At 50.7% G+C, this 12505-nt stretch carries 13 protein-coding genes and 1 tRNA gene; 9 read left to right on the top strand and 5 right to left on the bottom strand.

The window, feature by feature from the left end; translation table 11 throughout:
* Positions 1-277 precede the first annotated feature (277 nt).
* The 4 genes from ACVBEF_RS18365 to gloB form a co-directional block, all read right to left on the bottom strand.
* Positions 278-1696, bottom strand: a complete 1419-nt coding sequence (locus ACVBEF_RS18365; RefSeq protein WP_447125369.1) for a DEAD/DEAH box helicase — start codon at positions 1694-1696, stop codon at positions 278-280.
* 450 nt (positions 1697-2146) lie between these two features.
* Positions 2147-2929 carry an enoyl-ACP reductase FabI gene (fabI, locus tag ACVBEF_RS18360; RefSeq protein WP_447125368.1) on the bottom strand — a complete coding sequence of 261 codons (783 nt, stop codon included), beginning with the start codon at positions 2927-2929 and terminating at the stop codon, positions 2147-2149.
* A gap of 239 nt (positions 2930-3168) precedes the next feature.
* The gene (locus ACVBEF_RS18355) at positions 3169-4734 is read right to left on the bottom strand and encodes a transglycosylase SLT domain-containing protein (RefSeq protein ID WP_447125367.1); all 1566 of its coding nucleotides are present in this window, start codon (positions 4732-4734) and stop codon (positions 3169-3171) included.
* Positions 4735-4964: 230 nt separating this feature from the next.
* Positions 4965-5774, bottom strand: coding sequence for a hydroxyacylglutathione hydrolase (gloB, locus tag ACVBEF_RS18350; RefSeq protein WP_447125366.1), 810 nt, complete (start codon positions 5772-5774; stop codon positions 4965-4967).
* Here gloB and ACVBEF_RS18345 point away from each other — a divergent pair.
* The 6 genes from ACVBEF_RS18345 to ACVBEF_RS18320 all read left to right on the top strand — a co-directional run bounded on the left by ACVBEF_RS18345 (position 5773) and on the right by ACVBEF_RS18320 (position 8832).
* A complete protein-coding gene (locus ACVBEF_RS18345; RefSeq protein WP_447125365.1) occupies positions 5773-6576 on the top strand; it encodes a class I SAM-dependent methyltransferase in 804 nt (267 codons plus the stop codon). The two genes, gloB and ACVBEF_RS18345, sit on opposite strands and share 2 nt — an antisense overlap.
* Before the next feature lie 171 nt (positions 6577-6747).
* Positions 6748-7182, top strand: coding sequence for a ribonuclease HI (gene rnhA, locus ACVBEF_RS18340; protein WP_447125364.1), 435 nt, complete (start codon positions 6748-6750; stop codon positions 7180-7182).
* Positions 7183-7242: 60 nt separating this feature from the next.
* On the top strand, positions 7243-7968 hold the full coding sequence (gene dnaQ / locus ACVBEF_RS18335; RefSeq protein WP_447125363.1) for a DNA polymerase III subunit epsilon: 726 nt from the start codon (positions 7243-7245) through the stop codon (positions 7966-7968).
* A 104-nt stretch (positions 7969-8072) separates the two neighbouring features.
* A tRNA-Val gene (locus ACVBEF_RS18330) sits at positions 8073-8149 on the top strand.
* A 117-nt stretch (positions 8150-8266) separates the two neighbouring features.
* Positions 8267-8494, top strand: a complete 228-nt coding sequence (locus ACVBEF_RS18325; RefSeq protein WP_447125362.1) for a hypothetical protein — start codon at positions 8267-8269, stop codon at positions 8492-8494.
* Between the two features lie 92 nt (positions 8495-8586).
* On the top strand, positions 8587-8832 hold the full coding sequence (locus tag ACVBEF_RS18320; RefSeq protein WP_447125361.1) for a hypothetical protein: 246 nt from the start codon (positions 8587-8589) through the stop codon (positions 8830-8832).
* A gap of 72 nt (positions 8833-8904) precedes the next feature.
* Here ACVBEF_RS18320 and ACVBEF_RS18315 read toward each other — a convergent pair whose 3' ends face one another.
* Positions 8905-10212, bottom strand: coding sequence for an MFS transporter (locus tag ACVBEF_RS18315; protein WP_447125360.1), 1308 nt, complete (start codon positions 10210-10212; stop codon positions 8905-8907).
* A gap of 269 nt (positions 10213-10481) precedes the next feature.
* Between ACVBEF_RS18315 and ACVBEF_RS18310 the strand changes: the two genes are divergently transcribed.
* The 3 genes from ACVBEF_RS18310 to ACVBEF_RS18300 all read left to right on the top strand — a co-directional run.
* Positions 10482-11438: a LysR substrate-binding domain-containing protein gene (locus ACVBEF_RS18310; RefSeq protein ID WP_447125359.1), complete on the top strand. Its 957-nt coding sequence runs from the start codon at positions 10482-10484 to the stop codon at positions 11436-11438.
* 24 nt (positions 11439-11462) lie between these two features.
* The gene (locus ACVBEF_RS18305; protein WP_447125358.1) at positions 11463-12146 is read left to right on the top strand and encodes a response regulator transcription factor; all 684 of its coding nucleotides are present in this window, start codon (positions 11463-11465) and stop codon (positions 12144-12146) included.
* The coding region (locus ACVBEF_RS18300; protein ID WP_447125357.1) for a sensor histidine kinase N-terminal domain-containing protein at positions 12143-12505 on the top strand (363 nt) is incomplete at its 3' end. The genes ACVBEF_RS18305 and ACVBEF_RS18300, both read left to right, overlap by 4 nt.

Here is a 12505-nt window from a genome sequence, read left to right as displayed (position 1 = left end):
ACTCGCCTTTGGCTCAAACATGTCCTCAGCCTGATCCGTCTGGCGGCAGGAAAATTTGGCAGCGTCAAATGACGGGGTAGGTCAACTGCCAATTCAAAAGCAACTTCAACGTCAAGTGTGGTTGCGCCGGCAAACTGCAACCGCAACCGCACGATGATAAGTCTGTTGCAATGAGATTAGCCATCAATAAAAAAACGGCCATCGAATAAATCCGATGGCCGTTTTTTTGTTTAGTTTAACAATCAATGACTGATTGTCGGACTAACTAATGCATTAATTACCGATCACCAAACGAGCGACGTGTGCTGCTGTCGTTGGTGCGGTTACCTTTGTAACCGCCGCCAGCACCGGCACCTGCGCCAGCACCGTCACGGCGTGGAGCACCGGGCTTGCTGAAAGTGCGGCCAGCTGGTTTGCTTGGTGCGCCACGGTTGTCGCCTGGTTTCCAGCCGCCTGCTTTGTGGTTTGAGCGTGGTGCTGAAGCAGTTTTCTTTGGTTCGAAACCGACTACGACATCGACTGGGATCAATTGCTTGGTGAAGCGCTCGATGCGTTTGACGTTCATGCTTTCTGCGTGGTTCACCAGAGACACGGCGACGCCGTTACGGCCAGCGCGACCGGTACGGCCGATGCGGTGGACGTAGTCTTCTGGGAATTTCGGCAGATCGTAGTTGAATACGTGGGTGATTGCCGGGACGTCGATACCGCGAGCGGCAACGTCGGTGGCAACCAGGACACGAACCTGACCGCGACGCAGACTGTCCAGAGTGCGGTTACGTGCGCCTTGATGCATGTCGCCATGCAGTGCAGCAGCGGCGAAACCGGCGATGTTCAGACGGTCGGCGATGTTGTCGGCGTCTCGCTTGGTGGCAGTAAATACCACTGCTTGATCCATTGTTTCGTCACGTAGCAGGTGATCGAGCAAACGATTTTTGTGCGACAGATCGTCGACAAAGTGGACCTTTTGCTGAATGTTTTCATGCTTGGTAGCAGAACCTGCGATCTGAATGATCATTGGGCTCTTGGTGATACGTTTTGCCATGTTGCCGACGACGCCATCCAGCGTTGCCGAGAACAGCATGGTTTGACGTGACTCAGGTGTTGCAGCAACGATTTTTTCGATGTCGTCGATGAAACCCATGTCTAGCATACGATCAGCTTCGTCGAGTACCAGAATTTGCAGTTGCGAGAAATCGATCTTGCCGGATTCCATGTGGTCGATCAGACGACCTGGAGTGGCGACCAGAATTTCTGGGTTTTTAGCTAGCAATTGCATTTGCTTTGGATAAGGCATGCCGCCAAGGATCGAGATTGCTTTTATACGCTTCATGTGCGAACCGTATTTGTCGGTTGCGCTAGTTACTTGCAGGGCCAATTCACGGGTTGGGGTCAACACCAGCATTTTTGGCTGAGCAGCTTTGAAACGTGGACGGTCACCGCGTGAACGTGATGCTTGCATTTCTTGATTTGGTGTTTTGCCAGCCTGATCAACGACTGGCTCAGAGGCGAATTTGTGTAGCGCTGGCAGCATGAAAGCGGCTGTTTTGCCGGAGCCGGTTTGCGACGATACCATTAGGTCGCGGCCTTCGATGGCGGCTGGAACGGCTTGTTCCTGAACGCTAGTTGGTTTTGTGTAGCCGGCTTCAGTCAATGCCTGGATAACGGAAGCGTGCAGGCCTAGGGATTCAAATGTCATGATTTTCTTTCGTAAAGTTCAGCGTCATATTCTGCAAAATAGTCGATATGACAAATGCAGAGAACGCAAAAAAGCAACGCCGACCAACGAAATGACTAAGAAAATGACAAAGAAATTTCGGCACAAAAGCTTTGCGCCGGGACGGTGTCAGATAAACGACACACAAGGCGGGAGGGCTTTTACAATGCAATGTCCTATTGAGTCAGACATGCTTAGGCTTGCGTAGCTACATATTTTTGTTTTTAACGGTTAAGTTGGTTCACTTAACTATTGCTTGCGTCGCAAGGCAACGCAGGCGCACATAATACAGTACTTCTGGCTTGGGGACACGTGCTATGTTGCGATTGCACAAAAATAAAGCGTTCGTGTTCAATTGTCCGAATTCTTGCAGGCAATAAAAAACGTCCGAGAAAAATCTCGGACGTTTTTTATTGCGGGCAAACCAGATGGTTATACCGAAATGCCGCCAACAACCTTTGAGAAGCCACCATCGACGTAAGTGATTTCGCCGGTGATGCCGCCTGCCAGATCGGAGAGTAAGAATGCTGATGCGTTACCGACATCTTCGACGGTGACGTTACGACGCAGAGGAGCGTGGTCGGCGACAAAGCCGAGTATCTTGCCAAAGCCTTTAATGCCGCTGGCGGCTAAGGTTTTGATCGGACCGGCAGAGACGCCATTGACGCGTATACCTTTTGGGCCGAGTGATTCGGCGAGGTAACGGACGCTGGCTTCCAGCGATGCTTTTGCCAGGCCCATCGTGTTGTAGTTAGGAACGACGCGCTCGGAACCCAGATAGGTCAGGGTTAGCAATGCTGCGTTAGGACTCAGTATAGGCAGGGCGGCTTTTGCCATCGCCGGGAAGCTGTAAGAGGAAATGTCATGCGCAATCTTGAAGCCTTCGCGCGACAAACCATCCAGAAAGTCGCCTGCAATTGCTTCGGCAGGCGCGAAGCCAATCGCGTGCACAAGGCCATCGAGCTGATCCCAGGATTTTCCTAAGTCGGCAAATAGAGCATTGATTTGCTCGTCGCTGCTAACGTCGCAATCGAAAATCAGTGTGCTGTCAAATTCGGCGGCAAATTTGGTGATGCGATCTAAAAAGCGCTCGCCGACATAAGTGAATGCGAGTTCCGCACCTTCGCGCTTGCAAGCCTGTGCGATGCCGTAGGCGATCGAGCGGTTCGAAAGAAGGCCGGTGATCAGGATTTTTTTTCCTTGCAGAAATGCCATGTTGACTCCAGATATGTGCGCCATGAAATGTAGGGCGGCGAGGTTGTGCGGCAGGCTATCTGCGTGACGATAAGTTGATGAAAAAAATCATCGATACAGTAGCGAACGGGTTTTTACGCAAGGGCAGATTGTAGGGGTTCATTGCGATCTAGGCAACATCATGTTACATGATGCGAGATGATGCTACCTGATGCGTAACGTGCGTTATGTACGTTACGCAGGGACGTTGCAATGCTACATTATTGTTTTCTTGTGTTGCCCGAGGAGGCCAGGATTTCTGTCTTTTTGTTGGAGGCGACAGTCACCGCTTTTTTAGCAACTGATTTTCTTGTCGGACTGGCTACTTTTACTATCCGTTCTTTACGTTCCCCACGTTTATTGACAAGTACCGCTTTGCGATACTGTGTGGTGCCAGATGCGCGTTTGATGCTGCCAGTACCTGCCGAGGCAAAGCGATTCGGGACTTGCAGTTGCAAGCTTTGACCACGGTTGAGGCTGTCGCGACGCAAACTGTTCCAGGATTTGACTTCGCTGATACTGACGTTATAACGATTGGCAATCGATGCCAGTGTGTCGCGTTTTCCGACTTTGACAAAAATCCGGCGCGTCTCTGGCGCATCCGGCGCCATTGCCATCGTGGCGTTGTCAGCTACTTCGGCGGTAATGTCGTCGGTTTCTGTGTCAGTTTTTGGGACCAGAATAGTCGAACCAGCTTTTAATACCATCCGTGGCGGAATATGGTTGACTTCCCTGAGAATGGCTGGCGTGGTGTCGAACTTGGCCGCAATCGCTTCGATCCGTTCGCGTGCATTACCGACAGTGTGCGAGGTCCAGGAGGATAACGATTGCGTCCACTTAGCAATATTTTTCTTGAATTTTTCCGCATTGGTTTGCGGCAGTAAAATTTTGGTGTCTGAGCTACCGATAATGACCGGACGATTGAATTGGGGATTGAGCGCTTTAAAGTCATCGAGAGATAACTCTGCTAACTGTGCGGCAACTTTGACGTCAATGTCACGGGTTTTGCCTATTGTGACGAAATACGGCTCATTATCGATTTTTGGCAGCGCGATGTTGTACATGTCCGGGGCGGCAATAATATTTTTAACCGCTTGCAGTTTAGGCACGTAATTGCGGGTTTCCGCAGGCATCAGGGGGGCCAGGCTGGCGAAGTCGGTAGGCAGGCCAGCGGCTTGATTTTTGTCGATAGCCTTTTGTACCGATCCCTGACCCCAGTTGTAGGCGGCCAGTGCCAGTTGCCAGTCGCCAAACATGCCGAACAATGTTTGCAAATAGGTTAATGCCGCATCCGTTGACGCCAGCACATCGCGCCGCTCGTCTTTGAACATGTCTTGTTTGAGATTGAAGTCACGCCCTGTGGCGGGCATAAATTGCCATAAACCTACGGCCTTAGCGCTGGAGAAGGCCTGAGGATTAAACGAGGATTCAATAAAAGGCAGCAAGGCCAGCTCGGTTGGCATGCCACGTTTTTCCAGTTCCTGAACGACGTGGAACAGATAGGGCGATGCACGTAGCGTGGTGCGCTCGAAGTAGTCGGGACGAGCGCTGTAGAACTCGGTTTGGGATGCGACCTGGGCATTGTCGAGATCCGGAATGCCGAATCCTTTACGTATCCTTGACCAGACATCAACCTGGGTTGCCCCAAGCGCGCTCACAGCAGGGGTGGCGGGGTCATTCAAACTAAACGTGGGGGTGTAAATCGAAATGTCACTGGCTTGTGCGAATAGCGGTGTGCCGAAAAATGCGATGGCGGCAAGCGCGTATGTCTTGAGGGTAAATTGCATGGTTTCTTTTTTTGTGACCGGCGACAGAAACCGGTAAACGGTGTTGCGAAAAGGGTAAAGCGCAGTGTACGTAACCAGCTTTTGTCGCGTCAAGCAAAAAATACGCTATCACTACGACATAAGTGATTGATTCGTAGCGTAAATACGTGAAAGTGATGATAAAAGCTGCGATTTGGCCGCAGCTGGAACGGAATTGCCTACGAAAATGATTTAAATAATTTCCAGTCTTATTAAAAGGTATTTTTCCATAGGCGTAATGCGGCAAAAGCGGCGATTGGATCGTTTTCTGCAGGATTGCCGAGAAGGGCGCGGTGTTCGCTTCGTTGCAGGCTGGCAATAATTTCTGGTTGTTGATAGCGCAAAAATGGGTTAGTGGCATTTTCCACAGCGATGCTCGATGGCACAGTCGGGATACCGCGCTCCCGTTTTGCTTGTTCTGTTGCAATGCGTTCAATCAATGCCTGATTGCCAGGTTCGACGGCCTGCGCAAAGCGAAGATTGGAGAGCGTATATTCGTGGGCGCAATACACCTGTGTTTGCGGTGGCAATACGCTCAATTTGCCGAGCGAATGCACCATTTGTGCCGGCGTTCCTTCAAATAAGCGACCGCAGCCCCCGGCAAATAGCGTATCGCCGCAAAATAACCAGTTTTGTTGATGGGCAACGTAGGCAATATGACCGCTCGTATGGCCGGGAATGTCGAGGACGGACAGCGTGAGCGGCAATTGCGGCACATTAACAATGTCGCCTTCTTTTAATAATTTGGTAACATTCGCAATCTTTTCACTGGCGGGGGCAAACACGGGGACATCGAAATGCGCCAATAAGGTTGGTACTCCACCAACATGGTCAGCATGATGATGTGTCAGTAAAATAGCGCTGAGTTTGAGCCCGTAGGTGTTGAGGGCAGTGATGACCGGTGTGGCGTCGCCGGGATCGACGACAGCGGCGTGATGCCCGTCATGGATAAGCCATACATAATTGTCATTAAAAGCTGGAATCGCGATCACGCTCAGCGCGTTATTTAACAAGGCAGTCATGGAATATCCGTCTTCAAAAAAATCTATTATAGCGCTCGGCCCCTGGCTGGAGACGCCTATCGGTCAGTACATGCTGGCGTGGGAGCAGGCGCATCTGGATGCCATGACCGCAGATATTTTTGGGTTTAATGCCATGCAAATCGGTTTGCCGCAAATCGATGCATTACAAGCCAATCGCATGCGTCACAAATGGTTGAGTGACAGCGCACTTCCGGACAAGGTATTAAGCAACTCTGCAGGAGATAAGCTCGAAATCCGCTCCAAAATAGTCATCGCGCATGATTTTGCTGAGTTGCCGTTTGCGTCGCAAAGTCTGGATCTGGTTGTGTTGCCCCATGTATTGGAGTTCGCCGCCGAGCCGCATCAGGTATTGCGCGAGGTCGAGCGGGTGTTGATTCCGGAAGGGCAGGTGATTATTTGCGGTTTCAATCCCGCCAGTTTGTGGGGGATACGGCAATCGACAGGCCGCCTCTCTGGCGCGCATTTTTTGCCGCAGAATGCTGAATTTATTAGTTTGCTACGTCTCAAGGACTGGTTGAAGTTGCTTAATATGGAAGTCAATCGCGGTCGTTTCGGTTGTTATGCACCGCCTTGTTTGACCGATAAATGGCTGCACCGTTTTGCCTTTATGGAAAAAGCAGGGAACCGTTGGTGGCCGTATTTTGGCGCTACTTATATGGTGCAAGCGATTAAACGTGTTAAAGGGATGCATTTGATCGGTCCGGCTTTCAGCAAGAAGATAGTGAAAGCAACCAACGGCGTACCGGCCACAAACAGGGCGCATAAAGCGGGCGAAAAATAATCGGACTTACGCAAAACTGCCTCAGCAGCGTTATCCCTCCTGGCCTTATCTTCGTAGTGTCTTCGTCAGTCTGCCTTGCTGGGACAATTTTGCGTAAGACCTAAATAAAATAACGCCGCTGTACCGCTGTTTTTTCTCATTCAATTCATCATTTTCACTAGATAAGCAAGCATGGACAAAGTAGAAATATTCACCGATGGTGCCTGCAAAGGCAATCCCGGCACTGGCGGCTGGGGTGCGTTACTGATTTCCGGCGGTAATGAGAAAGAGTTGTTCGGCGGCGAGCGCAATACCACCAATAATCGGATGGAGTTGCAAGCCGTGATCGAGGCGTTAAACGCGCTGAAAAAACCGTGCGAGGTCACGGTCCATACCGATAGCCAGTATGTTCAAAAAGGCATTAGCGAGTGGATACACGGCTGGAAGGCGCGTGGCTGGAAAACAGCGGCGAAGGCACCGGTGAAGAATGTCGATTTGTGGCAGGCTTTGGATGCCGCGCAGGCGCAGCATCAGATGCACTGGCGCTGGATCAAAGGGCATGCCGGGCATGTCGGTAACGAACGTGCAGATCAGCTTGCTAATCGTGGCGTGACTACCGTTTTATAAATTGACTACGTTGGCCTTTTATCCCTGTATTTTGAAAATGAAGTGAATATCCAATAAATTATGCGACAAATCGTTCTAGACACTGAAACAACTGGCCTAAATCCTCGCACTGGCGACCGCATTATCGAAATCGGTTGCGTTGAATTGATAGATCGCCGTTTAACCGGTAACAATTATCATCAATACATTAATCCCGAGCGCGATTCCGAAGATGGCGCATTAGCAGTACACGGATTGACGACAGAGTTTCTCAGCGATAAGCCGAAATTCAAGCAGATTGCTGCCGAACTAAGGGACTATATCGACGGTGCAGAAGTGATTATCCATAACGCCCCATTTGATTTGGGCTTTTTGGACGCCGAATTCAAGCGTCTGGATCAGGAGACGTTTAGTAGCGAGGTTGCCAGCGTCATTGACACGTTGGTGCAAGCCAAGGAAATCTATCCGGGAAAACGTAATTCGCTCGATGCGCTTTGTGATCGCTACGGCATTTCAAACGCGCATCGGACTTTGCATGGGGCGTTGCTCGATTCTGAGTTACTGGCAGAAGTATATCTGGCGATGTCACGGGGTCAAAATAGCTTCAGTATCGATTTTGGCGACGATGAAAATAACACCGGTGAAGATGGCGTACGATTGCCGTTAGCGCCGCTGGGGGAGATTGTTGTACGGCTTGCAAATGTCGAAGAAATCGCTGAGCACGAAGTGGTTCTGGCGAGTCTGGATAAAGAGGTGAGGGGTGTTTGTATCTGGCGGAAGACGCCGGTTGAGCCGCTGCCAAATTAACCGAAGAGCGATCTGATTGCGCCTTCCGGTTTGGAATGGAGAATCTTTAAAATAAGGTTGTACAGAGGGCGAAGGTTATTGTACTATCTTGTCCTGTTGCAAACGGGCGGTTAGTTCAGCTGGTTAGAATACTTGGTCGACATCCAAGGGGTCGCAGATTCGAATTCTGCACCGCCCACCAGAATACAAAAGGTCTTTCTTCGGAAAGGCCTTTTTTGTTTTCCGACGTCATTAATACGCGATGCGGTGCAATCGCGCTCATTGCCCGGTTTGCCGTACCAGCTTAGGACAACTCCTCATGTTTTTTATAAAAACGCTTGATACCAAATATCTCGGACAAATTGCATCATGGGTCTTGATCGGCTTATTTGTGCTGCTCTACAAGGTCATTCTTCCTCAATGGATTGAAAGTCCTTTGCTGGAAAATTCGACGGTCTTCGGTGTCGGGGTTATTCTATGCTGGATCGCAGGGCGTTTAATCGGGAAAGTAGTCACGCAGAAAAAAGCCCACCGCGCTTCGCTCTAAGCGCTACAAATACTCTCAACTTGGGCGCGTTTGGATAGGACAGGTCTGGTTTCTTACGTGGTACGATCTTCTCAAACAACGAGGAGACTACGATGCCATCCGCTTCTATCGGTACCTATGAAGTTGAGTATTCAGGTGTTTTGTTGTCCGATAGCGAACATTGGGCAGCCTACGTGACAGTCTTTGCGCCATCATCAAATCCGATGCATCGGAACAATATTTTTCCTAATCAGCGCGTTTCTGTGGAACATGTTTTTGACGATAAAGAGGCGGCGGAGCAGGAGGCGCTGAAGGTCGCCACGGAAATGATTAGCCATTGCCGTTCTTCCGCAACCTGATCGATACTGACAGAAGTCAATACGAGGCCCAGCGACAAGATTGTTGCTGGGCCTCCATTTTATGTATCCAACCTATTTGTTCACCAGCCGCGCCGGCAACGTCAACGTCAACAACGCACCCAGCAGCAAAGATGCCGCCAGTACGAACATACCGGTATTGGTACTTTGCGTCATATCTTTTAGCCAGCCGACCAGGTAAGGGCTAACGAAACCAGCCAGATTACCGAGCGAATTGATCAAGGCGATCCCGGCAGCAGCAGCCGTGCCGCCCAGCACAGCGGTAGGCAAACTCCAGAACGTGGGCAGAACAGACATGATGCCAACGGCTGCCAACGTCAGAGCGCCCATGGCCAACAAGGTATTGTGGTCATAGACGGTACTTAATAGCAGGCCAATGCTACCGACGATCGCAGGAATCGCCGCGTGCCAGCGACGTTCGCGATGCTTGTCGGCGCTGCGTGCAACCAACAGCATGGCGACGACCGATACCGCGTACGGAATCGCGGTCAGCATGCCGATATCGAACAGGTCGGTCACGCCCGTGGCTTTGATAATCGTCGGCAGCCAGAAGCTAATCCCATACAGTCCCATCACAAAACAGAAGTAGATCAGCGCCATGAGCCATATCTTGGGGTTGGAGAACATCTGCTTGAGCGAATCTTCCTGTTTATAACTCGCTTCGGCCTTCACCTGCGCTTCTAGCAGTTGTTTCTCCTCTTCAGTGAGCCATTTGGCATCGCGAACCCGGTCCTCTAAGTAGAAGATCACGACTACGCCCAGGATCAATGATGGAATCGCTTCCAGAATAAACATCCATTGCCAGCCAGCGTAGCCTTGTATGCCGCCCATGTTGCGCAGAATCCAGCCAGACAAAGGGCCGCCAATAACGCCAGACAGTGCAATGCCAGTCATGAAAATGGCGTTGATTTTTCCGCGTCTATAGGCTGGATACCAATAGGTCAGATAGAGAATCACGCCGGGAAAGAAGCCCGCTTCGGCTACGCCAAGCAAAAAGCGCATGACATAAAACGTCGTCGGCGTCGTGACGAAAATCATTGCACCGGAAATAATCCCCCAAGTGATCATGATTCTTGCGATCCACATGCGTGCGCCAACCTTATGCAAGATCATGTTGCTGGGGACTTCGAAGAGAAAGTAACCAAAGAAAAAAATACCGGCGCCGAATCCGTAGATTGTTTCGCTAAACTTTAAATCACTCAGCATTTGAAGCTTGGCAAAGCCGACATTGACCCGATCGAGATAAGAGGCGACGTAGCACAAAAATAGTAGCGGTAGCAGACGCCACGTCACTTTTGCGTAAGTTGACGCTTCAAATGCGGGCGTGGCGGGGTGACTATAACTGGCGGTATTGGTGGCCATGTTTCCTCTTTTGTAATTATTAGAATCTGTTTTAGCCGGCCTGGATGATCGTCGACGTACAGATGAAAAAAGTGAATTTGCAATAATTGTGTCTGGCAATTACTGTTCGAGATAATGATTTTCTTGCATAAAACATGTTGATAAATATTTAATATTTTCAACATTGGCTATCATTCTGACTGTAATTCAGTCACTCAGAACAGTAGCGATATTACATAATGTTACAGTCATTGTATGAATAATAATTTACTTGTTAGGGCTACCACTTAATGGAATTGCGTCAACTGCGTTATTTCGTCGCCATCGTCGATCACGGCTCGCTCTCAAGTGCGGCCCGGATTCTGCATATTGCGCAGCCTGCACTGACGCAGCAAATCAAGCAACTTGAAGAGGAGTTAGTAGCGCAATTACTGCACCGTTCGGCCCAAGGCGTGATGGCCACCGACGCCGGGAAAATATTTTACGAACATGCGCAGGCGATTCTTAAGCAGGTCAGCGACGCCAAGTCGGCAGTCGGACAGTCCACCCAAAATCCGACCGGCACCGTTGCATTAGGGATTCCGCAAAGCGCATCCGGCGTGCTGGCATTGCCTTTGTTGACAGCGATTCGGGCGCGCTATCCAGAAATTACCTTGCAATTGACAGAAGAGCTGACAGGGAATCTGATTGAGCAATTGAAAACGGGCCGGATCAATCTGGCCGTTCTGTTTGACGATGGACAATTAACTTCCTTCACGGCAACCCCGCTGGTGGAGGAGGAAATGATGTTTATTACGCGCCGCGATTCACATTATGCTCATCATGCCCAAGCGAGCGGTTCAGCTAACCGATCAATTGCCTTAGGGCAAGCGGTTCAGGTTCCCTTGATTCTGCCCGGATGGTTGCACGGCGTGCGACCACGGATAGAAAATATCGTCAGAACGATGGGTTTGTCATTGGACAACGTGATTGAAATCAACTCCGTGACGATTTTAAAGTCAGCAATTCTGGCTGATATCGGGGCCACCATTTTGCCGATTGCGCCGTTGCTGTCGGAGATCGAACGCGGTGAAATGACCGCCTACACGATTAGCGATGTCGCTATTTCTCGCACGCTGGTATTGTGCGCATCGAAGAATATTCCGTTGACCAATGCGGCCGCGGCAGTCGAGCGGCTGGTGCTGGAAGTGGCCGATGCGTTGTGTCGTAGCGGACAATGGCGCAACGCCAAAACGTTGGTAAGTTAAAGCCCATTTTTTAGAATTAAGACTATGCATATTCTTCTCGTAGAAGATGATTCGGTGCTCGCAGACGGTATTTTGCGCATCTTTAAAAGCCACGGCATGGTGGTTGACGTGGTGCAAAACGGCAACGATGCAGACGCGCTGCTACAGCGCACCGAGATTTCAGTGGTCGTGCTTGACATCGGCTTGCCCGGTATCGACGGTTTTGAAGTCGTGCGCCGCCTGCGTGCGCGCGGCAGCAATATTCCTGTTCTGTTATTGACCGCTCGCGACTCCGTGCAGGATCGCGTCTACGGTCTGGAGATTGGCGCTGACGATTATCTGGTCAAGCCTTTTGCCACGCAGGAACTGGTGGCACGGGTACGCGCCTTATTGCGTCGTAGCGCGCCACAGCCGCTGGAGATGCATCTCGGCGGATTGTCCTTAAACACCTCATCGCGTCGGGCAAAAATACATGGCAAGACGATCGACTTGTCGGTACGCGAATGGGCGGTGCTCGAATATTTGTTGCAACAAGCCTCCCGCGTGGTCTCGCGCCAGCAAATCATTGACGCTATTTTGCCTTGGGGGGCGGAATTGACGCTCAATGCGGTCGAGGTCTATATCTCCCGCATTCGTCTGAAAATTGCGGAGGCAGGTATCGAGATTCGCACTATTCGCGGCTTTGGTTACATGCTAGAAAAAATTGACCACGATGAATCAAACAAATGAATAGCATCCGCATCAAGCTTCTCATGTGGTTAATCGTGCCGTTGCTGCTGGTCAACCTGATCGGCGCCGGTATGAGTTACTGGCTGGCCTGGATTCCCGCGCAAATCGCCTTTGATCAGAGTCTGGCCGATGCGGGCTGGGCGATGGTGCCGCGCTTGCAGGAGAAAGACGGGCAAGTTGAAATTCACTTATCCCAGCAGGCCGAGCAGGTTTTGCGGGTCGATCATTTTGACGCCATTTATCTGGTGGTACGCAGTGGGGATGGAAAATTGCTGGCGGGAGATGCCGATTTCCCGCCTTTGCCCAGACAAAAAGCATTGAATATCGATTCGTGCTCGATGAGGGCGCTTAGAGAAGCT

The sequence above is a fragment of the Glaciimonas sp. GG7 genome (assembly GCF_052976905.1).
Note: the sequence above shows the minus strand (reverse complement) of the source record. Positions and strands in the feature narration are given on the sequence as shown.